General features: G+C 29.3%; 34 protein-coding genes and 1 tRNA gene. 26 read left to right on the top strand and 9 right to left on the bottom strand.

Features of this window, described 5'->3' with window-relative positions:
• Positions 1-17: 17 nt before the first annotated feature.
• The 8 genes from JK634_RS05310 (at position 18) to JK634_RS05275 (ending at position 3,936) form a co-directional block, all read left to right on the top strand.
• Entirely contained in the window at positions 18-494 is a 477-nt protein-coding gene (locus JK634_RS05310) for a peptide deformylase (RefSeq protein ID WP_202766581.1), read from the top strand.
• 50 nt (positions 495-544) lie between these two features.
• Entirely contained in the window at positions 545-808 is a 264-nt protein-coding gene (locus JK634_RS05305; RefSeq protein ID WP_202766580.1) for a hypothetical protein, read from the top strand.
• 42 nt (positions 809-850) lie between these two features.
• Positions 851-1,018 carry a hypothetical protein gene (locus tag JK634_RS05300; RefSeq protein ID WP_202766579.1) on the top strand — a complete coding sequence of 56 codons (168 nt, stop codon included), beginning with the start codon at positions 851-853 and terminating at the stop codon, positions 1,016-1,018.
• A gap of 40 nt (positions 1,019-1,058) precedes the next feature.
• A complete protein-coding gene (locus JK634_RS05295) occupies positions 1,059-1,853 on the top strand; it encodes a multinuclear nonheme iron-dependent oxidase (protein ID WP_202766578.1) in 795 nt (264 codons plus the stop codon).
• Between the two features lie 5 nt (positions 1,854-1,858).
• The gene (locus JK634_RS05290) at positions 1,859-2,158 is read left to right on the top strand and encodes a VOC family protein (protein WP_202766577.1); all 300 of its coding nucleotides are present in this window, start codon (positions 1,859-1,861) and stop codon (positions 2,156-2,158) included.
• Positions 2,146-2,352, top strand: a complete 207-nt coding sequence (locus JK634_RS05285; protein ID WP_202766576.1) for a hypothetical protein — start codon at positions 2,146-2,148, stop codon at positions 2,350-2,352. The genes JK634_RS05290 and JK634_RS05285 overlap by 13 nt, the downstream gene beginning before the upstream one ends.
• 90 nt (positions 2,353-2,442) lie before the next feature.
• The gene (locus JK634_RS05280; protein WP_202766575.1) at positions 2,443-3,219 is read left to right on the top strand and encodes a methyltransferase domain-containing protein; all 777 of its coding nucleotides are present in this window, start codon (positions 2,443-2,445) and stop codon (positions 3,217-3,219) included.
• 39 nt (positions 3,220-3,258) lie between these two features.
• Positions 3,259-3,936, top strand: a complete 678-nt coding sequence (locus JK634_RS05275) for an HAD family hydrolase (protein ID WP_202766574.1) — start codon at positions 3,259-3,261, stop codon at positions 3,934-3,936.
• A 20-nt stretch (positions 3,937-3,956) separates the two neighbouring features.
• Here the strand turns inward: JK634_RS05275 and JK634_RS05270 are convergent, their stop codons facing one another.
• Complete coding sequence (locus tag JK634_RS05270) at positions 3,957-4,670, bottom strand: LrgB family protein (protein ID WP_202766573.1); 714 nt, start codon at positions 4,668-4,670, stop codon at positions 3,957-3,959.
• Positions 4,663-5,031 (bottom strand): CidA/LrgA family protein, encoded by a 369-nt coding sequence (locus tag JK634_RS05265; protein ID WP_202766572.1) that lies wholly within the window; start codon positions 5,029-5,031, stop codon positions 4,663-4,665. Before JK634_RS05265 ends, JK634_RS05270 begins: the two co-directional genes overlap by 8 nt.
• Positions 5,032-5,292: 261 nt before the next feature.
• Here JK634_RS05265 and JK634_RS05260 point away from each other — a divergent pair, with 261 nt between their 5' ends.
• The 3 genes from JK634_RS05260 to JK634_RS20520 all read left to right on the top strand — a co-directional run bounded on the left by JK634_RS05260 (position 5,293) and on the right by JK634_RS20520 (position 6,890).
• Positions 5,293-5,682: a hypothetical protein gene (locus tag JK634_RS05260; protein ID WP_202766571.1), complete on the top strand. Its 390-nt coding sequence runs from the start codon at positions 5,293-5,295 to the stop codon at positions 5,680-5,682.
• 106 nt (positions 5,683-5,788) lie between these two features.
• Entirely contained in the window at positions 5,789-6,733 is a 945-nt protein-coding gene (locus JK634_RS05255) for an SDR family oxidoreductase (RefSeq protein WP_202766570.1), read from the top strand.
• Positions 6,734-6,761: 28 nt separating this feature from the next.
• The gene (locus JK634_RS20520) at positions 6,762-6,890 is read left to right on the top strand and encodes a hypothetical protein (RefSeq protein WP_274601337.1); all 129 of its coding nucleotides are present in this window, start codon (positions 6,762-6,764) and stop codon (positions 6,888-6,890) included.
• A 30-nt stretch (positions 6,891-6,920) separates the two neighbouring features.
• On the opposite strand, the gene JK634_RS05250 is transcribed toward JK634_RS20520, so the two are convergent.
• From JK634_RS05250 to JK634_RS05230, 5 genes are all read right to left on the bottom strand, one after another.
• On the bottom strand, positions 6,921-7,769 hold the full coding sequence (locus tag JK634_RS05250; RefSeq protein WP_202766569.1) for a tetratricopeptide repeat protein: 849 nt from the start codon (positions 7,767-7,769) through the stop codon (positions 6,921-6,923).
• A gap of 93 nt (positions 7,770-7,862) precedes the next feature.
• Positions 7,863-8,675, bottom strand: coding sequence for an ABC transporter permease (locus JK634_RS05245; protein WP_202766568.1), 813 nt, complete (start codon positions 8,673-8,675; stop codon positions 7,863-7,865).
• Positions 8,665-9,426, bottom strand: a complete 762-nt coding sequence (locus JK634_RS05240; protein WP_202766567.1) for an ABC transporter ATP-binding protein — start codon at positions 9,424-9,426, stop codon at positions 8,665-8,667. The genes JK634_RS05245 and JK634_RS05240 overlap by 11 nt, the downstream gene beginning before the upstream one ends.
• Positions 9,427-9,486: 60 nt before the next feature.
• The gene (locus JK634_RS05235; protein ID WP_202766566.1) at positions 9,487-10,524 is read right to left on the bottom strand and encodes an ABC transporter substrate-binding protein; all 1,038 of its coding nucleotides are present in this window, start codon (positions 10,522-10,524) and stop codon (positions 9,487-9,489) included.
• Between the two features lie 176 nt (positions 10,525-10,700).
• A tRNA-Gly gene (locus tag JK634_RS05230) sits at positions 10,701-10,774 on the bottom strand.
• Positions 10,775-10,963: 189 nt separating this feature from the next.
• On the opposite strand from JK634_RS05230, the gene hcp reads away from it, so the two are divergent.
• From hcp to JK634_RS05185, 9 genes are all read left to right on the top strand, one after another.
• Positions 10,964-12,667, top strand: a complete 1,704-nt coding sequence (gene hcp, locus JK634_RS05225) for a hydroxylamine reductase (protein ID WP_202766565.1) — start codon at positions 10,964-10,966, stop codon at positions 12,665-12,667.
• Between the two features lie 141 nt (positions 12,668-12,808).
• Complete coding sequence (locus JK634_RS05220) at positions 12,809-13,495, top strand: hypothetical protein (protein WP_202766564.1); 687 nt, start codon at positions 12,809-12,811, stop codon at positions 13,493-13,495.
• Positions 13,496-13,802: 307 nt separating this feature from the next.
• Positions 13,803-13,949 carry a hypothetical protein gene (locus JK634_RS05215; protein ID WP_202766563.1) on the top strand — a complete coding sequence of 49 codons (147 nt, stop codon included), beginning with the start codon at positions 13,803-13,805 and terminating at the stop codon, positions 13,947-13,949.
• Between the two features lie 135 nt (positions 13,950-14,084).
• Positions 14,085-14,795, top strand: a complete 711-nt coding sequence (locus JK634_RS05210; RefSeq protein ID WP_202766562.1) for a hypothetical protein — start codon at positions 14,085-14,087, stop codon at positions 14,793-14,795.
• Between the two features lie 146 nt (positions 14,796-14,941).
• Positions 14,942-15,622 (top strand): response regulator transcription factor, encoded by a 681-nt coding sequence (locus JK634_RS05205; RefSeq protein WP_202766561.1) that lies wholly within the window; start codon positions 14,942-14,944, stop codon positions 15,620-15,622.
• 90 nt (positions 15,623-15,712) lie between these two features.
• Positions 15,713-16,636 (top strand): ABC transporter ATP-binding protein, encoded by a 924-nt coding sequence (locus JK634_RS05200; RefSeq protein ID WP_202766560.1) that lies wholly within the window; start codon positions 15,713-15,715, stop codon positions 16,634-16,636.
• On the top strand, positions 16,629-17,426 hold the full coding sequence (locus JK634_RS05195) for an ABC transporter permease (RefSeq protein ID WP_202766559.1): 798 nt from the start codon (positions 16,629-16,631) through the stop codon (positions 17,424-17,426). Before JK634_RS05200 ends, JK634_RS05195 begins: the two co-directional genes overlap by 8 nt.
• Positions 17,427-17,509: 83 nt before the next feature.
• Positions 17,510-18,334, top strand: a complete 825-nt coding sequence (locus JK634_RS05190) for a sensor histidine kinase (RefSeq protein WP_338031208.1) — start codon at positions 17,510-17,512, stop codon at positions 18,332-18,334.
• A gap of 81 nt (positions 18,335-18,415) precedes the next feature.
• The gene (locus JK634_RS05185) at positions 18,416-18,982 is read left to right on the top strand and encodes a hypothetical protein (protein WP_202766557.1); all 567 of its coding nucleotides are present in this window, start codon (positions 18,416-18,418) and stop codon (positions 18,980-18,982) included.
• Positions 18,983-19,041: 59 nt separating this feature from the next.
• Here JK634_RS05185 and JK634_RS05180 read toward each other — a convergent pair whose 3' ends face one another.
• Positions 19,042-19,290 (bottom strand): CPF_0552 family protein, encoded by a 249-nt coding sequence (locus tag JK634_RS05180; RefSeq protein ID WP_202766556.1) that lies wholly within the window; start codon positions 19,288-19,290, stop codon positions 19,042-19,044.
• Between the two features lie 253 nt (positions 19,291-19,543).
• Between JK634_RS05180 and JK634_RS05175 the strand changes: the two genes are divergently transcribed.
• The 3 genes from JK634_RS05175 (at position 19,544) to JK634_RS05165 (ending at position 21,290) form a co-directional block, all read left to right on the top strand.
• Complete coding sequence (locus JK634_RS05175) at positions 19,544-20,068, top strand: VanZ family protein (RefSeq protein WP_202766555.1); 525 nt, start codon at positions 19,544-19,546, stop codon at positions 20,066-20,068.
• A gap of 138 nt (positions 20,069-20,206) precedes the next feature.
• Entirely contained in the window at positions 20,207-20,797 is a 591-nt protein-coding gene (locus JK634_RS05170) for a VanZ family protein (protein WP_202766554.1), read from the top strand.
• A 223-nt stretch (positions 20,798-21,020) separates the two neighbouring features.
• Entirely contained in the window at positions 21,021-21,290 is a 270-nt protein-coding gene (locus JK634_RS05165; protein ID WP_202766553.1) for a hypothetical protein, read from the top strand.
• 102 nt (positions 21,291-21,392) lie between these two features.
• Here the strand turns inward: JK634_RS05165 and JK634_RS05160 are convergent, their stop codons facing one another.
• A complete protein-coding gene (locus JK634_RS05160; protein WP_202766552.1) occupies positions 21,393-21,710 on the bottom strand; it encodes a hypothetical protein in 318 nt (105 codons plus the stop codon).
• Between the two features lie 369 nt (positions 21,711-22,079).
• Between JK634_RS05160 and JK634_RS05155 the strand changes: the two genes are divergently transcribed.
• The 3 genes from JK634_RS05155 (at position 22,080) to JK634_RS05145 (ending at position 25,612) form a co-directional block, all read left to right on the top strand.
• On the top strand, positions 22,080-22,586 hold the full coding sequence (locus JK634_RS05155; RefSeq protein ID WP_202766551.1) for a hypothetical protein: 507 nt from the start codon (positions 22,080-22,082) through the stop codon (positions 22,584-22,586).
• Between the two features lie 297 nt (positions 22,587-22,883).
• Positions 22,884-23,198 (top strand): ArsR/SmtB family transcription factor, encoded by a 315-nt coding sequence (locus JK634_RS05150; RefSeq protein ID WP_202766550.1) that lies wholly within the window; start codon positions 22,884-22,886, stop codon positions 23,196-23,198.
• A 131-nt stretch (positions 23,199-23,329) separates the two neighbouring features.
• The gene (locus tag JK634_RS05145; protein ID WP_202766549.1) at positions 23,330-25,612 is read left to right on the top strand and encodes a YhgE/Pip family protein; all 2,283 of its coding nucleotides are present in this window, start codon (positions 23,330-23,332) and stop codon (positions 25,610-25,612) included.
• The last annotated feature ends 59 nt before the right edge of the window (positions 25,613-25,671 follow it).

The following is a 25,671-nucleotide window of genomic DNA, read 5'->3' as shown; positions in this document are numbered from 1 at the left end:
GAATTGAGGCAGTAGTTATGATTAGAGAAATATTATTGTTAGGAAATGAAAATTTATATGATGTTAGTTCAGTTATAGAAGAAAAAGAATTAGAAAGTATCAAAGAAGTTGTGAGTGATCTACATGATACCCTTATGGATTTTAGAAAAAAGTATGGGGTAGGAAGAGCAATTGCAGCTCCTCAAATAGGTGTGTTTAAGAGATTGATTTATATGTATATAGATAAACCAGTGGTTTTTATAAATCCAGTTTTAAGCTTTAAAGATGATGAGATGATGGAAGTAATGGATGATTGCATGTCCTTTCCAAAGCTATTAGTTAAGGTTGAAAGACATAAAAGATGTGTAATTGAATTTATGGATATAGATTTTAATGATAGAAAAATAGAATTAGAAGGAGACTTATCAGAATTACTACAACATGAGTATGATCATTTAGATGGAATTCTTGCTACTATGAGAGCCATAGATAATAAGTCTTTTTACTGTAGGTGATTATTAAGAAGATATTTAAATAAGTATGTATATAGATTGGGGGAATGGGTGTGACTAATATTAAAATGTTTTATACATTTTATTTTGTGGTTATTATTTCAACAATAATTAATTTTTTGTTTTGTGCTAATTTAATACCATTTTGGGTAATGCTATTTGTTTTAACAGCAATGGTTATATTTAGAGCACAGATTAATGTAATGAAATTTGACATTAAAGCAGAAGATAAAAAAATGAAACTTATTAGCTTTTGCACATATTCATTATGGACAATTACTTTGTTTGTAGCTGTTTATATTTATAAATTTATGTAGTGTATGTATTAGAAGTTAAGAACTTTTATGGGAGTGAGCTATATGAAAAAGAATATTACACACTATTTATATTTTTTCTCTGGAATTTTATTTGGAGTTTCATCAATTATTTACTTTTTAGAAAGTCAGATATTAATGGGACTTGCTTATATATGTTTAACATGCGCATTTATTCTATTGGGATATAATTATAAAAAGAAAAACAAGTAAAGCTTAAAACTTTTTAAAGTGGATTAAGGGAGATGAAAATATGAAGATTGGTTGTAATTGGTCAAGAGCCTTAAAAGTACTTCTTGAAAAAGATGCAGTAAATGTAGATTATATTAAGTCAGGCGCCTTTGGTAACTTTAATAAAGAGTTTTCGACTATGCGTTCTTTGCGTCCGATTTTAGTTCATGGTTTAGGATATTTTGAGAATGCAGGAACTCAAAGTTTAGAAATGATAGACTTTAAGAGTGCCAATGAAATTATAAATAAGTGTGGTTCTCCTCATTATGGATTTCATTTAGCTATTAGAAATGAAGATATGTTTGAAGGTATGAGTGAGGTTAATATTTATAATAGAATGGGTAAAAACATACAAATATTCAAAAAGAATTTATCTGTGCCTTTATTAGTTGAGAATTCACCTGATACACCAAGTGATCGTAGTGATTATGATCTTTATCCATTTAATGAACCAGATCAAATTAATAAACTCCTCATTGATAATGATGTATTCTTTTTACTTGATATTACCCATGCAAAGCTAACTGCAAAGTTTCGAGGATTTGACATATATGATTATCTAGATAACTTAAAACTTGATAGAGTAAAGGAAATTCATATAAATGGCTCAGGTTATGACAAAGATGGGTTCCCTATGGATACTCATGAGGAGATGAAAGAAGAAGATTATGGACTGTTAAAGTGGGTATTAAGTAAGGCAAAACCAGATATAGTTACGCTAGAATTTAACGAAGTAGAGGATAAAAACTATGATGAAGCTATTATAGCTACTGAGAGACAGTTAAATAGGATAAATGAAATTTGTAATGATAGGTGATAGATATGATAGAGGGTATAAGTCATATTACTTTTATTGAAAGAGATTTAGAGAAAACTACAAAGTTATTTAAAAGTTTAATTTCTGAAGTTGAATATTATTTAAATAAAATAAAAGAGTTGAATTTAGAACTAAAGCCGCCAAGAGAAAGAGTACCAGGAGAAGGATATTCTATTTATTTTTATGACTATGACAATAACTTATTTGAACTTCATACTGAAACATTAGAGAAACGATTAGAATCTTATAGTAATATAAATAATTTTAATGAAAAAATGAAAGGAGATTTATCATGGAAGAATTAAAAGTAATTTTAGAAAAGTTTTCTAATTCAGGCTGGGATTTAATCGCCATTCCATCAAAAGCATATCTTGATGGAAATGGAAACAAAGAAGATTTAATCAAAGCAGTAGAGCAAGCAGACAAAGAATGTGGAAGCTGTGGTTGTGAATTAGATCTTTTGTATAAAAGATGTATTGAACTAAAAGAGGCATTATAGCAAAAGAAGAGGCTTAATGCCTCTATCTTGTATTGCTTAAATTTATAAAATTAATTGAAATAAGTAATGATATATACTGGGAGAAAAGTCATGGAAAAGAGAAATTTTAAATCTAATTGGGATAAGATGGTACAGTTCTATGAAGACTTCACTAATACCAAAGACTCTTATAGTAGTTTAATTGAATGGAAAGCTATTAAAACTATTTTGCCAAGATTAGAGAATAAAACAATTCTTGATCTTGGATGTGGAACTGGAAGATTTAGTTTTTTATTGGAGGAGCTTAATCCAAAGATGATATTAGGAATTGATTTATCAGATGAGATGATTAATTTCTGCAAGGAAAGAGCAAAAGAAAAGGGATCACAAATAGAATTCAGTCAAGGGGATATAGAGAATATTTCTTTTATTGATGATAACAGTATTGATTTTGTTTTCTCTTCTACAGTACTGCATTATGTAAAAGATTTGAATGAAGTCATGAAAGAAATAAATAGAGTTTTGATTTCAGCAGGTACATGTATACTGTCAGTAATAAATCCAGTGTACTCCGCGTGCTATCCTTTGTCAAAGGAAAATGGAGAAATCCCTGTAGACGATGAATGGAATGTAAAATATTTAGATAGAGGACTAAGAGCATATATACAGCCATGGATTGAATATAATCCTAATATTGATAACTATCTTTCATATAGTTATCACCACACAATGTCAGATTATATAAATAGTATTGTTAAGGCTGGACTGCAAATAGAAGAATTATTAGAACCGTTACCTCCTGCTGAATGGAAAGAGGATAATATAAAAAGATATTATGGATATATGGATACCCCTACATACGCAATTTTTAAATTAAAGAAGAATTGAAATTAAGAAAAATTAATCGATTTAAATGGAGGAAATCAATTGATATACCGTTGTTTAGTTTTGGATCATGATGATACAGTGTCAAAGAGTACACCAGAGATACACCATCCATCTTTTGTGGAGGCAATGAAATTATTAAGGCCAGACATTGAACCACTTACCCTAGAAGAATTTGTTTCTTGTTGTTTTAGTCCAGGCTTTTCACACTTATGCAAAGATGTTTTGGAATTTAGTGAAGAAGAGCAGCAAAAGCAGAATGAAATATGGAGAAGCTATACTAAGTCTATAGTTCCAGAGTTCTACTCTGGATTTCCAGAATTAATAAAAAGATATAAGGAATTAGGTGGGATAATATGTGTAGTATCACATTCTGAGAGTGAACAAATTCTTAGAGATTATATTGTAAACTGCAATGTTACTCCAGACTTAATATTTGGGTGGGATGTGGAGGATGATAAACGGAAGCCAAGTCCGTATCCACTTTTGAAAATCATGAAAACTTTTAATTTAGAAGAGCATGAGATTTTAGTATTAGATGATTTAAAACCAGGATTAGATATGGCTAGAGCTTGCAATATAGAGTTTGCAGCAGCAGGCTGGTCACATATAATTCCTGAAATAAAAGAATATATGAAAAATGAATCTGATTACTATTTTGAAACTGTAGAAACATTTAGTAAGTTTATATTTTCAAAACAACTAAACCCATCTCCATAATTTTATGAAGATGGGTTTTTCTATTTTATAAACGAATATACATATATTGCAAAATGATATATTAATGGTGCTAAAGCTACAGTCATTAGCCCGGCAATTCCAATGGAAAGAGAGCTCATAGCTCCTTCAGTTTCTCCAAGCTCCAGTGCTTTGGAAGTGCCTACAGCATGAGCTGAAGTTCCTAGAGAAATCCCCACAGCTATTTTGTTATGAATCCTAAAGGTTTTAAGTACCCATGGTCCAATAATTGCTCCTAAAATCCCAGTAATTATTATTGCAATAACTGTTATAGGAATAACTCCATTTAAGGATTTAGTTATCTCCATTCCTATTGGAGTAGAAACAGATTTTGCTAGCAATGATTTAGTTAAGAGTCCATTTAAGCCTAAAATATAACTAAGACCAATTATGCTTAAGATTCCTACGGAACTTCCAACTGAAATACCTAGGATAATAGGTAAAGCATGTTTCTTTAGTAATTGCAATTGTTTATATAGCGGTACTGCTAATACTACCGTAGCAGGTCCTAAAAACATATTTATAAATTGACCGCCAATATTAAATTCTTGATAATTAATTTTAAAAACTCCTAAAAATCCAATTATTAAAACTATTGCAATAAGTAATGGATTGAAAAGAGGAAACTTAGTTCTGTTATAAAGAATCATACCTACCTCAAAAGCAAATAAAGATAACAATATTCCGAAGATAGGAGAATCTAAAAGACTACTCACTTTGCTCACTTCCCTTGGATAAAAATTTTACTAAAAATTGAACTATATGTCCTGTTGTAACCATAACTATGATTGTAGTTAAAATACATACTACTAAAAGCTTGTACCATGAGTCTTTTATAACACTTATGGAAGTAATTAAACCAACACCAGCAGGTATAAAGAAAAAGCTTAAATGATTTAAAAAGAAATTTGCTACTTTTTCAATCTGATGAAGTTTAATAAGATTCGTGCATAAGCAAGCCAGCAAAATAAGCATTCCTAATATGTTTCCTGGAATAGGTATATGAAGAAGCCTAGACAGGACCTCGCCTAAAAAATATATTAATGTAATTATAAGTAATTCTCTTAAAAGTTTCATTTGTAACCTCCTAATATATAATCCATTAAACTATATTATTATCAAGTAATTAGAATATATGGACTACACATTTATAACTCTATCACCATGGAAGATATAAGTAAAACAGCGTATATAGCAAATATGTTTAAGTAAAACAATTACATTACTTAATAATTAAGAATATTAAGGACAAACAATTCCTAATAAAGAAATATATTAATAACTGATTATTAGAATTTAATGGTATAATTTACTATATGAATTGAGGAGGTAATAAAGATGCTTATAAAAGAAGATATAATAAGAATTATGAAAGAAGTAAACTTACCACTAGGGGAGTATTGGATATCTTCAGGGGCAGGCTTAGTGCTTCATGGAATAAAAGAAAAAACTAATGATATTGATTTAGGCTGCACTTCTAAATTATTTGACAGCTTAATTAACAAAGGGTATAAATATAAGACTTTAGCAGATGGAAGAAGAGTAATAGAAATAAATGGCTCAATAGAAGTAATAGAAAACTGGTTCGTGGATGAAGTAGAAACAGTTAATGAGCTTTCAGTTGCAACAATAGAGAGTATAAGAAAACAAAAGCTTAAGCTAGGACGAGAAAAAGATTTTAGAGATATTAAGTTAATAGATGATTATTTAGATGAGATGCAAGGGTGAATTTACGCTTAACTCACATAGTATAGCACAATGGTTGTAAATGTGTTACGCTATATATGAAATAGAAATATTTTACAGGTGTAAGTTTACTTTGGGGAGTGATAATATGAAAAACATTCTTATAATGGGGGGAACTACTTTTGTAAGTAGTTCACTTGCAAAACATCTTATAAAACAAGGCTATAGTATTGATATTCTTACAAGAGGAATAAAACCATTAGATTATAAAGGGTTTAGAAATCACTTAATATGCAATAGAAAGTCAAAAAGCGAAGTGGAAAACATTCTAAATGGGAAAAGCTATGAATATATCTTTGATATCTCTGCATATACAAAAGAGGATGTTGAAAGTATATTAACTTCTATAGATAAAAGTAATTTAAAGAGTTATATATTTTGTTCATCAGGAGCTGTCTATAAGCCAAGTTATGAGCTGATTAATGAAGATGATGAAAAAGGTGAAAACCCTAATTGGGGTAAATACGGTACAGATAAAAAAGAAGCAGAGGATTATATTATAAATAGTAGAGTTCCATATGTAATCTTTAGACCGACTTATATTTATGGAGAAGGAAATAACTTATATAGAGAAGGATATTTTTTTGATAGAATAAAAAATAAAAAAACTATTCCAATGCCTAATGGAAGTAATACTAAAACTCAATTTATACATATTGATGATTTAGTTAAAACCTTTGAAAGTGCAATGCTTTTGGAAAAGAAAAATAAGATATATAATATTACAAACCCAGATGTAGTAACGTTTGAAAAATTAATTATTATCTGTGGAGAAGTTGTAAATGAAAAACCTAATATTATTAAAATAGATAGAAATAAAATAAGAGATGATGTTAGAACGTATTTCCCATTTAGAGATGTAACCTATATGCTTGATATTAAGAAATTATTAGAGGATGGATTACATGTGCCAAGCATTTCACTTAAAGTAGGATTAGAAAGAACATATACTTGGTATTTAGATAAAAAACCTCAATTAGAAGATAAAAGAATGAATAGAATGGAAGAAATAACTTTAAAAAATAAGAAATAAAATTATGTTTATGGGAGGAGGAGATTTTATGGGTATGTTTATGTTTCCATTTTTTTCGATATTATATCTAGCATTTTTAGGTGTAGGGATTTATGTCTTATATCTAGTAATCAAAGCATTAAGAATATATATTAAAAAGAATTCTGATTATTTATAAAATAAAAAATGCGACATTTGTCGCATTTTTTTATTCTTGTTCTTCTTCATTATTATATTTAGGATTTACATCCTTAGAATCTTCTTTTATTCTTTCCTTTGTTACGTAGCTCATGGTTGCAGCAGGCATTTTATAAGCTTTATCAAACATTTCAAAAGCTTCTTTTGTTAAGCCCTCTGACTTTAAAATCATAGCTTTAAAATAATAAGGTTCTGGAAATCTTGGATGTGATTCAAGTAACATATCCAAAAGTTTAGATGCTTCATTAAAATCTTTTTTGAAATAATAGCTTTGTGCTAAGTTAGATTTTATAAAAATATCTTCAGGATATAAAGTGTTTGCATTTAAGTTAAAACTTAAAGCTTCATCTAAATCATCACTATAGTTTAATAAATAACCTAATGTTCCATGAATTGCAGAGCTATTTAAATCGTTCATTAAAGGTCTTAAAACTTCTATGGCACGGTTTAAATCATCTTTTTTCCAATAGATCATTGCTTCAGTTAGTTTTATTTCTATAAGATTATTATCTTTATATTGATTCTTTTCAATTAGCACTTTAAGATTAGCTTCAGCCTCATCAATAGAGCCAAAGTTTATTTCCAAAAACACATAATTCTTTACATTCTTTATATTAGTTCCTTTTATTTTTGAAGCAGTCTTATACCAATTAATAGCTTTTGAATACTTTTTATTGTGATAGTAATAGTTTCCTAAAAAGGCTGCAACTCCATCTCTATGCTCAATTATTAGAAATACTACTAGTCCCCATCCCAAAACCGTACCTAATATCGGATTTAAGAAAGATCCTATAAGTACAACTACTAATAAAATTCCATCTAATTTTGAAAAAGCACTTAATAAAGTATTTTTTTTCATTCGTCTATCCCCCATATCAAAGTTATATATATTGGATTGAAATCGATACAATATATATTGATTATACTATGGAGGATAAATAATTACCAACATTTATTCGTAACTTGCATATATTTTTCTCTCTACGAGCCATACTAACTTGTACATGACATAAGCAATTATTGATAATAATATTATACTCATCATAACCATATCTAGCTGAGCAACTTGTCCTCCGTATACAATTAAGAAGCCTAAACCTTCTCTTGCAACTAAGAATTCTCCCATTATAACGCCAACCCATGATAGACCAACGTTAATTTTTAGTGCAGATATTAATGTGGGGACGGAGGCTGGAATAATTAAGTGTCTTAATATTTGAAGTTTATTTGCATTAAAGGTTTTTAAAAGAAGAATCTTCTCTTTATCTACCTCATTAAAGCCAGAAGCTACACTTATAATTGTTACGATTATTGAAATTAACAAAGCAATAACAATGATTGATCTTATACCATTACCAGCCCAAAATATAATTATAGGAGCTAAGGCTACTTTAGGTAATGCATTTAATACTACTAAATATGGATCTAGAACTTTAGCAGTAAAAGGAGATGCCCATAAAATAATTGCTATAAATGTTCCTAGTACTGTTCCTATAGTAAAGCCTAATATGGTTTCATAACATGTTACCCATATATTTTTTAGCAATATTCCTTCATTATAGAGATTAATTGTTGATTTCATTATTCTAGAAGGTGAAGAAGTCAAAAAAGGATCTATCCATTTGTTGTCAGCGGCTATTTCCCACAATAATATAAAAACAACAAGAATAAGTATCCTAACAAATCCAACTTTGAATCTTTCAATTTTAAGTTTCTTTAGATAACTTCTTTGACTTTCTGAAATTTCATTTGTTTTATTGCTCATCTAAATCCCCCCATATTTCATCAAAGTATTTTCTGAAGTTTTCTTCTTTTCTTCTTTTAAATGGAGTATCAGCAGCTTCAGAAAAGTTTATAGTAAGCTCTTTTTTCACATATGCAGGTCTTCTAGATAATATTATTACTCTTTGAGATAAAGAAATAGCCTCACTAATATCATGAGTTACCATTATAGCTGTTTTACCTTCCTTTTTTATAATTTCATAAACTTCATCACATACCTTAAGTCTAGTTAGATAATCTAATGCTGAAAAAGGTTCATCTAATAGTAATAGCTCAGGATCTAAAGTTAAGGTTCTAATTAGTGCAACTCTTTGTCTCATACCACCAGATAAATCAGTGGGTAATCTATCTTTAAATTCCCATAAAGCATATGCCTTTAAAAGCTCTTCAGCTTTTTCGAGTTTTTCCTTTTTAAGTTCATGTTTGATTTTTAGTGGTAAGATTACATTATTCCAAACGCTAAGCCAAGGAAATAAGTGATCCTTTTGAAACATATAACCCATTTTATCTTTATTTAATTCTAGAGATTCATTTTTGAAAGTAATGTCACCTGAGGATGGGGGAATAAGCCCACTTATAATATTCAATAGAGTAGATTTACCACAACCAGATGGGCCTAGAACTGTAATAAATTCTCCTTGATTTAACTTTAAATCTATATTAGTTAGTGTTTTTATTTCTCCGGATTTTGAATGATAATTAAGATTTATATCTTTTAGTTCTAATAAACTCATAAGCTCACCTACCTTATATTATGTAGGAGGACTGCAGGAGCAATCCTCAAAACCTTTAAGTTATTTATTTAGTTTAACATCTTTAATTGCCTTTGCAGCAAAATCTGTATTTACTATTTTGTCATAAGCTGGGCGGGTAGGTATAAGTTTTTTATCATAGGACTGTATAACATCCATCAATTTTGTTAAATTCTCTTCTTTTACTGTTGGATCAGGAGCGAATGCTTCAATACTTCTATAATTTTTAACTACATTTACTAATATTGATTCATCAGTACCTGGGAAGAAGGAACTTATAGTCTTTGCAACTTCCTCATCAGAATGAGAAGCTACCCATAGTTGTCCTTTATAAATTGCATTAGTAAAGCCTTGGATTGTATCTGGATTCTTATCCATGTAAGATTTTGTAGAGAAGAATGCTGTATATGCTATTGGACCAGCTTCCTTTCCAACTGAACTTACTATATATCCACCATTATCTTTTTCAAGTACGGAAGCAGTAGGTTCAAATAGAGCAACATAGTCTCCAGTACCAGATTTAAATGCTGCAGCAGTTGCTGTGAAGTCAAGATTTGTAACAAACTTAACATCTGTACCAGGTTCTAATCCATGATTTCTAAGAACATACTCTAAAGACATTTCTGGAACACCACCAGGTCTTCCTCCGATTATTGTCTTACCCTTTAAAGATTCCCATTTAAAATCTTTTTCATCAGTTCTACTTACTAAGAAAGAACCATCTTTTTGAGTTAAGCAAGCAAAAAGAATAGGGTAATCATCTCTACCTTGATTATTAATGTAAACAACTTGTTCTGGTCCACAGAAGCCAATATCAGCATTTTTACTTAAAACCTGTTGCATGGTTTTGTCGGCTCCTTGTCCAGTAGAAAGGTCTATTTCTATGCCCTCATCTTTGAAATAACCATTATTTATAGCAACATACATCGGTGCATAAAAAACTGAACGAACAACTTCATTTAATCTTACCTTTTTTAATTCCTTTGTACCTTCAGGAGTAGATTTTTTAGCACAGCCTGAGAAAGGAACTAATAGTAAAAGAGATAAAATAGCTGCGAGAACTACCTTTAGTTTTTTCATAAAATTCCTCCAATGTAATAAATTTCATGGTTTATAATATGAAAATAAATTTATAAATGATAGTGTATAGGAAAATATATTTTATTAGGATAAGTGAATATAAAAAAGGACTTAGGATTAATTAAATCCAAAGTCCTTAAATTACTTATAGTGTTCTTAACCAATACTTATTATTTTGGAGCGGGTGATGGGAATCGAACCCACGTAACTAGCTTGGGAAGCTAGGGCTCTACCATTGAGCTACACCCGCATATTTTTAACACATCCATATTATACCACCTTAATATTATTATGAAAACACTTTTTTAATAATAAAAATAAAAAAATAAATCATTAATTTTTTATTAGTAACTTAAGTTACAGAATAAATCAAAGTAATATAGTATGATTTAAAACGTTGAATATAGAAATAGCTAATAGAGAAATAGGAGGACATAATATGTCAATGTTTTGTTATCAATGTCAAGAAACTGCTGGGTGCAAAGGTTGTACTAAAGTAGGAGTATGTGGTAAAGACGAGCATGTAGCAAAAGCTCAAGATTTATTAATATATGTAACTAAGGGACTAGCTATAGTAAGTAATGAAGGTAGAAAAGTTGGAGTTACAGATGCTAAAGTTGATAAATATATAGTAGAGAATTTATTCACTACAATTACAAATGCAAATTTTGATAGAGATTCTATTTTAGATAGAGTAAAAGAAACTTTAAGATTAAGAGAAGCGTTAAAGCATAAAGTTGTTAAAGCTGGCGGCCAAGTTGGAGAAGTAAGAATTACAGGAGGTTTCTTCAAAAAAATATTTGGAATGCAAACAACAGAAGTTATCATGCCAGATGCAGTAGCATGGACAGCTGATAATACTATAGCATTTGATGCTAAAGCTGAAAAAGTTGGAGTACTTGCAACAGAGAATGAAGATATAAGAAGTTTAAGAGAACTTATAACTTATGGACTTAAGGGATTATCTGCTTACATGAAGCACGCTATGAACTTAAAATACAATAATGAAGAAGTTCATGCGTTTATGTCAAAAGCATTAGCAGCTACAATAGATGATAGTTTAACTGTTGACAATTTAGTTGCACTTGCATTAGAAGCAGGAAAATTTGGTGTAGATGGTATGGCATTACTTGATAAAGCTAATACTGAAACTTATGGACACCCTGAAATAACAACAGTAGATATTGGAGTTAGAAAAAACCCAGGAATATTAATATCAGGACATGATCTAAGAGATTTAGAATTGTTACTTGAGCAAACAGAAGGAACTGGAGTAGACGTATATACTCACGGAGAAATGCTTGCTGGACAATACTATCCAAAGTTTAAAAAATATAGCCACTTTGCAGGAAACTATGGTAACGCATGGTGGAAACAAAAAGAAGAATTCGAAAAGTTTAACGGAGCAATTCTTATGACTACTAATTGCATAGTTATACCTAAGGATTCATATAAAGATAGATTATTTACAACTGGAGCTACTGGAATGCCAGGATGTGCTCACATAGAAGCTAAAGCAGATGGAACAAAAGATTTCTCAAAAGTCATTGAAATGGCTAAGAAATGTAAAGCTCCAACTGAAATTGAAAAAGGACAAATCGTTGGTGGATTTGCTCATAACCAAGTTTTAGCACTAGCAGATAAAGTTGTAGATGCAGTTAAAACTGGTGCAATAAAGAGATTCTTTGTAATGGCTGGTTGTGATGGAAGAGCTAAATCAAGAAATTACTACACAGAATTTGCAGAAAAGTTACCAAAAGATACAGTTATTTTAACAGCAGGTTGTGCTAAATATAAATATAACAAGTTAAACCTAGGTGATATTGGCGGAATTCCAAGAGTATTAGATGCTGGACAATGTAATGATTCATATTCATTAGTTGTAATAGCTTTAAAACTGCAAGAAGTATTTGGATTAAAGAGTGTTAATGAATTACCTATATCATACAACATAGCTTGGTATGAACAAAAAGCTGTAATTGTATTATTATCATTATTATACTTAGGTGTTAAGAACATTCATTTAGGACCAACACTTCCAGCATTCCTTTCACCAAATGTTGCTAAGGTATTAGTAGATAACTTTGGTATTGGTGGAATCACTAATGTTGAAGATGATATGAAGATGTTTATGGAAAGCTAATAAAATAATTATAAATACTCAAAGGATAATTAGATTTATCCCTTGAGTATTTTTTTGTTTTTATGGAACTTATAAATATTAGTTCATATATATAAATATAATCTTAATGAGTAATAATAAAATCATTCAAAAGGAGGTAATATGATAAAGCTAAATAGAAATAGTAAAGTATTATGGGTTATTTGTGGTATAGTTCTAGTTGTATTATTTATTGCAATTATATTTATATATAATAAAAACAAATCAATTAAAGAAAACATAAATATCTTAAATAAAAATTTAAAAGAAGTAGAGGATATTGATTTATCAAAATTAACAGCTATTCAGAAGAATGAAATTGAAATTAAGATTAGTGAATGTGAATCATTAATAGAAGAAAAAAAGTTTAAAGAAGTAGAAGCACAAATTAGTGAATTAGAAGGAAATATTAAAAGTGAGGTTAGTAGGGCTGAACAGCTTGAAAAAGAAAAAATAGAAAAACAAAAAGAAGAAGATAAAAATAAAAAATTAAAGGATGAACTACAAAAACTAGATAAATTTGAGGTTTATCTTGTGATTGATGATTATTATAAGAAAAGTAGACAAAATAGAAGATATGAATTTGCATCTGATTTAGCAATATTTATAGACGGCAATAATAATCTATATTATGCAATTGTTGTTGATGAATTAGATAAAAATGATAATAGAGATATATACACTAATGGAGAAACTCATATAGCTTCAATTAATTCAAGTGGAGAAGTAGTTGTCGACAGGAAAGATATAAACATGCTTGCAAGTTCTACGGAAATAACAGAATTAAGAGAAAAATTAGGAATAAAATAAGAGTTTTACTAAACTTAAACTTCATGTATAGTTAACTTTATATTGCACATAATATAATCTGAGAGAGGTGATTCTTATGGGAACAGATTTTGATAACAACTATATTTTAGGATTACTCCGAAAATGAAGTTAAAGTCTCCAGAAGTACACTTATCTTGTGGTCAGAGATTTATATAATCTCTGGCTTTATTTTATATAGTAATAAGTTCTAAGGTGAAAAAACTTCCACACATATAGCAATTAAATATGCAAAAACTATGAAGGATAATTTATTAAAAAAATTAGTTTATCGTGAAGGGAGTATAATATGAACAGAAATAAAAATAATAAAAATAATAAAACAAATAAAGCTATAAATTATAGAGGCTTTACTAATGATATTGATGTTTTAAATACTGAAGAAAATAAGTCAAACTCAAATAGTAGTAATTTTATGAGTAAAGCAAAACAATAGGGCTCAAGTAGCCCTATTGTTTTTTTTATATACTTTTGAAACATACTTGAGAAGTTGGTAATAATGTATTTATATTCTAAATTATGGATATGTTTATATAATGTATAATACTAAAAAAAATTGGAGGCTTAATTAATGAAAAAAGTTAAAGAAAAAGTATTCTTATTAAGCATACTTGGTTTATTATTATTTATAACAACTGGTTGTAGTAATAATAAAGCAATTGATAATCAAGACAATAAAAAGACAGCAGAATCGCAAGATGATGCTGTTGTTAATACAAGTAATAAGGTTGCAGAAGAAAAAGAGGCAAATAATAAAAAAGATACGAAAGATACAAATGAAACTAAAAAAGTAAAAAGTGTGGAATTTAAGGAAGCTAGTTGGCTAGGTCTAGATGAAGACTTTTGGGGAAGAGTAGGGGGAGAAATATACTGCCTTGAAGACGGAAAAAAAGAAGGCCATATTAAGTTAGTATTTGATGTGAATGAAGCCATTAAAATAAATAAAGTTATGTTTAGTTCTGAAAGTTCTAATAAAAAGTTTAATTGGAGCTGGGCAACTAATACAATAAGCTCAGATAAGACTGTATTTAAAGTAGCAAATAATGTTTTAAGTTTATCAGCAGATGAATTATATGAAGTACTTGATCCATCTGAAAAGGAAGAAAAAGTATCTGAACTAAAAAAGGGAAAAGGCTATGAATTTAACTACTATTTAGACTTAGATAAAACAGGATTTAGAAGTGAACTTAAGTCTGCAAAAACTATTAATGTAACATTTAATATTATCAATTCTTCAGGAAAAGAAGAGAATATCTCTACTTCAGTTAAGATTAATAAATAGTAAATTAAAGCAATAGGAAAACTCATCCTATTGCTTTTTCTGTATACATTAAGAGTTTCTATTTATAGAATTTTATACCTATGATATAATTAGTGATATTTTGGTAATTAATAAGTTTATAAATATAAAATAATTGGGTGAATAAAATGGAAAAAATACTTATTATTGAAGACAATAAAGATGTAAATATGATGTTAGCAGAAGCATTAAGTTCTGAAGGGTATTTAATAAAATCATCTTTTAATGGTATTGAGGGAATTAAGGAAGCTAAAACTCACGAGTATGACTTAATTTTATTAGATATTATGCTTCCTTATAAAAGTGGGGATGAGATTTTAAGAGAAATTAGAGATTTCTCAGATATACCTGTGATTATTATATCGGCTAAAGATATGGTTGGAACTAAAATTGATTTATTAAAACTGGGAGCAGATGACTATATTACAAAACCCTTTGACTTAGGTGAAGTTGCAGCTAGAGTAGCAACAAATTTAAGACGATTAAATAGACAAAAGAAAGTAGATAAAATATTTCAGTATAAGGATATGATGTTAGACACCGCTACAAAAAGCATTATAGTTAATGATAGTGAGTTAGATTTAACAGCCAAAGAGTATTTAATAATTGAACTATTAATGCAAAATCAAGGAAAGGTATTTTCAAAAGGTAATATATATGAATCCATATGGAAAGAAGAATATCTTGGAGATGATAATGCTGTAAAAACCCATATGAGTAATTTACGTACTAAACTTAAAAAAGCAAATCCAGAAGAAGAATATATAGAAACTGTATGGGGTCTAGGTTATAGATTATATAAAGAATAAATTATCTTTTTCTTTACAACTTTTCGGATAGCTTAACCTTTTCTAAACCATTATACACTAAACTGATTATAGAAAGGACAGGTGATGAAAATGAAAGAATATGTTTTTAAAGCAAATAACCTGACTAAAAGCTATAATGGAATAAAATCTTTAAGCGATGTGTCTCTTACATTAGAAGAGGGTAAAATATATGGACTTATAGGACAAAATGGTGCAGGAAAAACCACACTTATGCGTATTATAGCAGGACATTCTTTCCCGACAAGTGGAAGTATTGAACTCTTCGGAAATGCAGAGGAGAAGTCTTTGCAAAAGGAAAGAAAAAGACTTGGATGCATGATTGAATATCCTAGCATTACACTTAACATGACTGCAAAAGAAAACTTAAGACTTTATAGAGTAATGAAAGGGATTCCAAATAAGGAGATAGAAGATGAACTCTTAGAGTTAGTGGGCTTAAGTGAAACAGGGAAAAAGAAAGCAAAAAACTTTTCATTAGGAATGAAGCAACGCTTAGGGATTGCTATTGCTCTAATAGGAAATCCTGAATTTCTTATATTAGATGAGCCAATTAATGGACTAGATCCAATGGGAGTTGTGGAAATAAGAAATCTATTAAAAAAATTATGTGAAGATAAGCAAATGACAATACTAATATCAAGTCATAATTTGCCGGAGTTATATCAGACTGCAACAGATTATATTATTATTCATAAAGGGGAAATTAAGCAGACTTTAACACATTCTGAACTGGAGGAAAAGTCCAAGCATCATATTCTTATTAAATGTGATGAAACAGAAAAACTAGCAAGAGTCTTAGAGATGAAGTTAAATACAACAAACTATAAAGTCATGCCTGATAAAAGTGTAAAGCTATATGATTATCTTGATGATAAAAAAACTGTAGCTAAAGCTATTTATGATAATGAGATAATAGTTACAAATTTTTCAGTTGAAGGAGATACTCTTGAGAACTTCTTTATTTCAGTTATAGGAGGTGGGCAAAGTGCTTAATTTAATCCAAGCAGACATATTTAAGTTAAGAAAGTCATTTGCTGTTAAAGTTCTTGTTGGAATTACAACATTTAGCTCAATTGTAATGGCACTGATGGCCTATTTTATTCCTAAAGGGACGATTGACAAAAGCATGACTGGAATAGGATTTATGTTCTCAGATATAAATATGATGAGCATTATTGGTGCTGTTATTGCAGGGATATTCATATGTGGTGATTTTGATAATAAAGTTATTCATACAGCAATTTCCAGCGGATATAGTAGGGGTACAGTTATTGCAGGAAAATCAATTGTGTTTTTAATTTCTATAGGAATTCTATTAATCCCCTATGCATTAGTAGCAGTAATTTCTTTAAACTCAGGTTTAGAATTTAGTATGGGTTCAGTAGGAGTAGGTTTTTTAAACTTGATTACTAGGAATTCTGGAGTAACCTTGACATTAAGTTATGTAGGGAAACTTGTTGCGATAATCTTAACATTGATAGTTGTATATGGTGCTCAATTAAGTATATGTATACCAATTTCGCTTACTATCAGAAGACCAGTATTTGTTATTGCTATTTATTATGGAATTACTATTCTTTTTGCTCAATTAGTAGGTCTAAAAGATAAGTTTCAAGTGCTAAGTGATATTTTCTCTTGGACACCATATGGAGGAAACTATACTTTTTTAACTTTGGATTCTGGAGTAGGAGATATATTTAAAGCGCTTATTGTTAGTTTAGCATTTATAGTCATTATGATGCTTGTTTCATATAGTGTTTTTAGAAAAGCAGAAATTAAGTAATGAAAGGTTGGTAAAAGCTTATGATGGTTGCAGTTTGCATTTTAATAATTATAATAATTTTGCTCGCAATATATATAGTCTTTATGGAGCTGCAACTTAAAAATATAAATAAGCAATTAGATAAAAGGCTACAAGACAAAACGCGTCAACCAATAAGTTTAGCACTTCAAAGTAGAAAACTAAATACTTTGGGGGCAAATATAAATAGATGCCTTAAGGCGGAGGAAACCCTCCGTCTTAAAAGTGTTAATGAGGAGAAGCGGGTTAAGGAGTTAATCGCTAATATTTCACATGATTTACGTACACCATTAACTGCTATAAAGGGATATCAGCAGCTTATGGAAAAAAGTGAATTAAATGATAATCAGCGAAATAAGCTTGAAATTGCTCAAAAACATACGCAAGAATTAGGAAAATTAATTGAGTATTTTTTCGAGTATTCATACCTTATAAATACAGATCCAGAACTTAAATTAGAATCCATAAACATAACAAAAATGGTGACAGAATGCTTAGTTTCATCTATTCCTTCATTAGAGGAAAGGAATTTGAAGCTAAAATTTGAAGAAACACCACCTATTTATGTATATGTTGATAAAGAAATGGTTAAGAGAATCATTCAAAATCTAATAAGAAATTGCATTCAGCATTCAAGCGGAGATATAGAAGTTAAAGTGTTAAAAAAGAAAGATGCGGTAATATCATTTAGAAATCCAGTTGAAGATTCTAAGAAGATAGAGGTTAATAGAATATTTGAACGGTTCTATACTGGAGATAAAGCAAGGAATAATAGCACGGGATTAGGCTTATCCATCGTAAAGATTTTAGTAGACCAGATAGGCGGAAGCGTAGAAGCGACATTAGTGGATGATAAACTAGACATTCAAGTAAAGTTTCCATTAGGATAGATAGAACTTAATAGTTAAATTAATGTATCGAACAAATATATTTTAGGTTTCATATTATTAAATTAAGGAGATGAAAATAATATGAGACATTGCTTAAAAAGATGTGTTTGCCTAAAGAGATACACTTGTTCAGTTGATGATGGAAATAGACCAGATTACACCTTGCCTTGTGATGGAGCAGGGACTATTCAAGTAACAAGCATTATTGGAGATCAAGGAGCACCAATAGGAACTGGAAACTTAAAAAATATTCATAAATATATAACTGCTGCGGGGGCAGTAATTACTTGGGTAGGTAATATTATCTTGGTATGTGAGCATATCAAAATAGCTAATGTTTGGAGTGTATATGCACTTCCATTTAAGGTTGAAGATGGTCTAGGAATAGTACAAAATATACTTTATCCCAATTCAATGTTTACACTAAAAGCTGGAGATAAATTAATAATTGGAATAGATAAGTATGGTAATATAACTAGAGTTCGTTATATATTACCAAAGGTTGAAATAAAAGACGAAGTAATCGAAGGCTTTGATCCAAAACAAATAGCCGTGTATTATAATACATTAGAAGGAAGTAAGGTTTTTGTAGACACTTTATATAATATAATGAATAAGAAGATTGATTATAAAATAATTAAATGTTAAAGGAGCTAGATTTTACTAAGCTCCTTTAATTTATGTTGAATAGAAGTCATTTAGCTATTTTATAAAGTCATAGATTTAACATTAACACCTTCAATTTCTGTTAGCTCATTTTCAAGTTGTTCAACTTCATTTGATTCTGAATTGATATGTAAAAGAATCAATCCTCTTTCAGAACATGATTTTTCACTAGTCTCATGTAACCCAAGCCTTGTTGTAATAATGCAACCATGTTTAGTTAATACAGTTTGAACTTGTGGAGCATGCGCAGTTCTAGGGTCAATAGTTATAGCCATTATTGTAGTTTCCATAAGATATACCTCCAATTAGAAAATTATTACACATTACAGTATTGCCAATAAACTTAAAAAAATTCAAATAAAGTTATGTTAATTAAATATAAATGAAGAAAACCTTACGAAACATTAAGAATGAGCTGCAAGTATTGTACAGGCCTAAAACATAATTTATAATCAAAACCAATACAGCTGTAGTAATAGAACTATATAAACTAAGAAAGCAATTAGATAAATGAATATAAAAACTTTTTTATTAGGAGTAGACATGGAAATAAACAAAAACAATCAAGCAAAACTAACATTTGGATTATTCGTAGTATATTTTTTAGTTTTAATTTGGATTATTTTATTTAAATTGCAATTATCTTTTAATACTTTACCACATTTTAGAGGAGTGAATTTGATACCTTTTGCTGGTTCTGTTATTAGAAATAATCAACTGGATTATACCGAGATAATTCTAAATATCATAGTATTTATGCCCTTTGGATTATACTTGAGTATGATAAAGCATAATTGGTCCTTTTGTAAAAAAATCATAACAATAGCAGGAGTTAGTCTATTATTTGAACTATTACAATTCATATTTGCAATTGGTGGAACTGATATAACAGATTTAATCAGCAATACACTTGGCGGTGCTGTAGGCATAGGATGTTATATGGTGTTTTCTAAAATATTGAAAGAGAAAACAAACAAAATTCTCAATATATTAGCCTTGATTGGAACAATATCCATTATATCATTAGGAATAGTGATATCTAGAATTGTCACTTATAAATTTAAGTAAGTTAATTATATTCTTTTACAGCCACCTGCGTTACTAAGGAGTATAACCAAATTATGAAGCAGTGAAGTTCTAAAAAATAGGTATGAAGAAAAGAGGTGAATTTTAGAGGAAGTTTGGTACTTTCTCTAAAGAAAAAATATGTTTATTAACAGAATAGTAGCATTTATAATAGGTATTCCATTAGTGATTATCATTGAAGTTTTTAGATATTTCAAAGTAAAATCGCAAAATAAGAAATTTATAGATTATAAAGAAGTAAGCATAGTACTACTTTTTATTTATTTAATAGTATTAATTTCGGTTACATTACTTCCACTATTTATCAACACTTCTGGTAGAACTATGTTGGACAGGCCTGAACCTAATATAGTTCCAGTATTTAATACAGTGAAAGATATGATTAATGCAAGAATGGACTTAAGACATTATATGATTGAGTTTTGGATAATAAATATTTTAGGTAATTTAATACTACTAGCTCCTTTATCGGTTCTGGCTCCAATAATCACTAATAAATTTAGAAGTTATAGAAGTGTTATACTTCTTTGCTTTTCAGTATCGTTATTAATTGAATTCCTTCAATACATATCATATTATTTAGGAAACTTTAGATCGGTGGATATTGATGATGTGATTTTAAATACATTAGGTGCATTGATTGGATTTTCTATATTTAAGATTTTAAATAAGAGAGTGGAGAATTACTATATAGAAAAACAGTTGGAGTAGATATCCAACTGTTTGAAAAAGGGAAATTTCTGAAAATAGAAATTCATAGCTTGCTATACTAAAGAGCTAAGCATTTCCTTAATCTTCTTTACATATGAAACATAGGTATAATAGTAACAACATTCTTGTTATATGTAACATGCAACAAGAAATAATATATCTTGTGAGTCAAATTCAATATCAATGACAACAAAATATATAGTATGAAAAGGAGAATTTTATTATGAGTAGTCAAAAAACAATTGAAGAAACTAAGAAGTTAAATGCTCAAGCAAAACAAGGGGGAAGTACGGCATCAACTTTTAGTTCAACTTCATCTAATGAAAGTGATATACAAGAGATAAAAAATCTTAATGCTCAATCAAGGCAGACGGATAATACATATAGCTCAATTAAATCAGGAATTCCAAATAACCCATCTGGTTTTGGAATGACAAGTTCTAGTGATATACAAGAGATAAAAAATTTAAATGATCAATCGAAACGAAAATAAATAGCAAGCTATATGCCACAACTTTCATAAAGAAGATTGTGGCATTTTTTTAGTACTTAAGAGGTGGAAATAAATTATTTCTACTTAAATTTACAAAATCATTTATGATATATATACTTCTCCTTTTCCCAAGATCACAAGTCGGTAATCATCTTTCATCGGAAGTAAATTGTATTTAGTTGATGATGGATCAAGTCTAATTCCTTGTATAGCTATTTGATGATCATCAAATAGTACAACTAAGACGCTTTCTTTTTTAGAAATATTTTGACAAGTGTAAACTCTATTCTTTGAGGGCGGTAAATCAGATAATTTATATATTCCTTCCTTTAAGGAGTTTGGAGCAGCATTAGGAGCCAAGGTTGAAATATTAAATGAAATGCATAAGCAAGTAAAAAATAAAATGATTAATTTCTTCATTATAAAGCCACCTTTCAATCTTATTATGAACACCGTTTTTCATATTATACTTTTAGTTTTATATGTTACTTTGGTGTAGAAAAACGAATATTAACACTTTAAAAGGAAAATATAATATTTAGTGAGGTGATTATTTATGAATAAAGGTAATAATAAAGAACAAAATAAGCAAAAAGTTAATGTTGGAACTAAAAGAACTGATAGTAGTGAACGTCAAGGAAATGGAATAAAGGGCAAAAGCAAGTAATGGATTGAGAGCGAAAGCTCTCTTTTTATGGATAATATGTAAAGAATAAAATTTATATTTTTAAATATTATGGAGAAGATATTTTTGTACGTAAATTTATTAATTTATTTTAGGAGGTATTTATGAAGAGGTATTTAAACTGTGCTTTAATACTATGTACAGTAATAACAGGTCAACTATTTTATGGAAATAAGGTAAGTGCAAGACCGATTATGGATCATTATAATCATATTTCAATTGCAAAAGAAATGGACAAAAAATTTCCTGTTCCAATGGTTGTAAAAGTTGAACAGACAGCACCAAATCAAGTGCAAGTAACCTATGATAAAGACGTAGATACAAAGCTTGGAAATAAAATAACAAACTACTGGGTACAAGATGTTAAAAATGTTACTCCAAAAGGTATAGCAACACTTGGTAAGAATGATAAGGTTAATCAAAACAATTCTCTAAAAGATAATTTGGCTAAAATAAGCCCTGTAGCTGGTTCACAAAAAACATTTGTAATAACATTTAGTCAAAGTATACCTAAAGGGGAAGAATATAAAGTTGTAGTCTGTTATGTAACTGTCCCTGGAGCACCAGCATATACTGGAGATAATGGAATGGGAACTTTTATAGGAAAATAATATTTAAAAAAATGCCATGTGATAAAACTTAAATCACATGGCATTATTAGAGTGAAGAATTGCTTTTAAAAAGCTTGTTCATACAACTTTAACAAATACAAAAATAATCAACAATCCATTTTCAGAGAAAAAGTTTACAGGTTCATAAATAAAGGATTAATAAAAATAATATAAATTTTTCAAAAATGTAAATAATAGAGGATAGTTACATTTTGCTATTTTTATCCGTTGACAGGGCAAAATAAAAATAATAATATGTTTAATAGATTAAACCAATAAACATTCTTGAGGTGAAATATGGAAAGAGAGAGAGACATAGAAGATATTTTAAAGCAATTTAAGGAATGTATTCCTTTCTTTAGCGTTTTAGCAGATGAGATAAGACAAAATATTATAATTCTGTTAGGACAAGAACTTGAAGGACTTAATGTTAATATGATAACTGAAAGAATGCCACTATCAAGGCCAGCCATTTCTCATCATTTAAAAGTTTTAAAACAGGCAGGATTTGTAGGCAGTAGAAAAGTAGGGGCTGAAAATATTTATTTTCTTACATTAAAGGAACCAATAGAAAAAATAAAACTACTTATTAACTCAATTGAAGGCAACTAGAGATTCTGGGAAATAACTTAAGTTTAAGTAATTTTGAAGGTATAAAGTTCTGTAGTAGCAAACAAAAATCTAATAGTAAATTTAATAATATTCTTAGTTAATTACGTAAGATAAATAAAGGAGGAACTTAAATGAGTTTAAAAAATTCAAGTGACAGCAAGAAGTCAATGAAAATTATTTTGGCGATAACAATTGCTGCAGTTATGATTATACCTATGCTATATTCTTCAATATATCTAGGTGCTTTTTGGGATCCATATGGTAGTCTTAAAAATGTACCAGTTGCTTTTGTAAATCAAGATAAATCAGTTACTAAAGATAACAAAACTTATGAAGTAGGTAAGGAATTAGAAGAAAATCTTAAGGATAATGATAAAGTGTCTTGGAAGTTTGTAAGCTATGATGAAGCAAAAAAAGGGGTAGAAGGCAAGGACTATTATGCAATGATAGTAATTCCAGAAGACTTCTCTAAGAAGATAGCTGATGCTCAGGATGGACAATTTAATATACCAGAAGTTATATATGAAGGTAATACAGGAAGAAATTTCATATTTTCTCAAATTTCTCAAAGGGTAGCTGAAAGTCTTAAATCAGAAGTGAGTTCAAATATACAAAAGGAAATCTCAAAAGCATTAGTGGACAACCTTTATGATGTTAAAGTTTCAATAAGGGATGCTGGAGAGGGAGCTGGCACGCTACAAGACGGAACACAAAAGTTACTCGATGGTGGAAATGAATTATCAAAAGGTGTTGGACAAGCATATGATGGCTCGAAAAGTCTCAATAATGGAATTGGACAATTGTTAAATGGTAGTGATTCTATTTCAAGTGGATTAGGTTCAGCTGCAAATGGATCTAAAAATCTTAAAGATGGATTAAATACACTTTCATACGGTGAAGAAAAATTATATATAGGTTCAGGAGAATTAATCAATGGGTTGAATACTCTAAAGCTTGGATTATCACAACCTAATAATAAGATAAACGAACTACAAAAAGGTGCATCTGCGGTTAGTAAAAATGCATCTTTGATTAAGCAAGGTACAGATGAGCTAAATACTACGTTGAAAACTAAACTTACATCTGCAGGTGATGGAGTTAAATTAGCTTCAAGTGGTATTAATCAAGCTGATGTACTATTAAAGGCAGAAGTAGATAGCATTAACAATTCAAATATGAGTCAGTCAGATAAAGATTCATTAATTAATGCTATAGGAATTATAGATAATGTAAATGCTTCTAATATTGGCTCAAATATTGGTGATCAGTTAAAAGCCTCAGCAAACGTAGCTGATGATTTAGATAAAAACATGGAGTTATTACAACTAGGTACCAAGGGAGTTTCAGATGGAGTTGATCAAGTAGTTACTGGATTAGGAGAGTCACAAAAATCAGCCGTTGCAGGTATAGATAGGCTTTTAGTAGGAGCTCAAGGAATACAGAGCGGAAATGAAGCAATACTTGGAGGATTAAAGACAGCTACAGAAAAAACTGGTGAGCTTTCAAATGGATTGGGTCAGCTTAATAATGGAACTAATTCATTAAAAGAGGGTTTAAAAACTGCAAATGCTGGAAGTATAGGTTTAGCCGAAGGTTTAAATAAGTTAAATAGTGGTTCTGTAGATTTAGCAAATGGATTAAAGGATGCTAATGATGGAGCTGAAAAACTTAGTAATGGATTAAATGATGGATATAATGAAATGAATAGTAATCTTAAATTTACTGCTGATGACATGTCTAAATTCGTTTCTGAACCAGTTGCCTTAAAGGATAATTCTATAAACGGAGTTAAGTACTATGGAGAAGGTTTGGCGCCATATTTTGTTTCATTATCATTATGGCTTGGAGCTATGTTTGTAAACCTAATAATGTCTATCATAAAACGTCTAGATATTGTAGAAAATAAGTTTTTAAAGAGCTTTATTGGAAAGTTTGCAGCAGGTTCATTAATGACAATAGTTCAAGCTTTAATTTTAAGTTTTGCATTAGTAAAAGGATTAAAAATTGATGTAACAAGTATACCTAATTTTTATTTAAGCAATATGTTTATATCAGTAGTATTCTTTAGTGTAATGTATGGAGTATCTTATGCAATAGGAATTATAGGTACACCAATTATGTTTGTTGTATTTTTACTTCAACTCTCATCTTCAGGTGGAACATTCCCTATAGAAACTGCACCGACATTCTATAAAGTTGTAGGACATGTTTTCCCAATGACTTATTCAATAAATACACTAAGAATGATCATATCTGGTATAAATTCTTCAGTGCTTCATCAAGATATTAGAATAATGTTAACATTTATGTTTGCTTTTTTAATCGGTGGATTTCTAATTAAGTCATTAATAAATGTGATTTTTAAAAAGAATAAATTTGTTAGTAGCTTTGAAAAAGATGCTGAAGCAGCATAAATAATTTAATCAAAAGATTATATAAATAAATTTATAATAAGGAGCCCTAAAAAAACAGG

The sequence above is a fragment of the Clostridium paridis genome, from assembly GCF_016765615.1.
Taxonomy (GTDB): Bacteria; Bacillota; Clostridia; order Clostridiales; family Clostridiaceae; genus Clostridium_T; species Clostridium_T paridis.
This window is presented reverse-complemented; position numbering and strand designations above follow the sequence as displayed.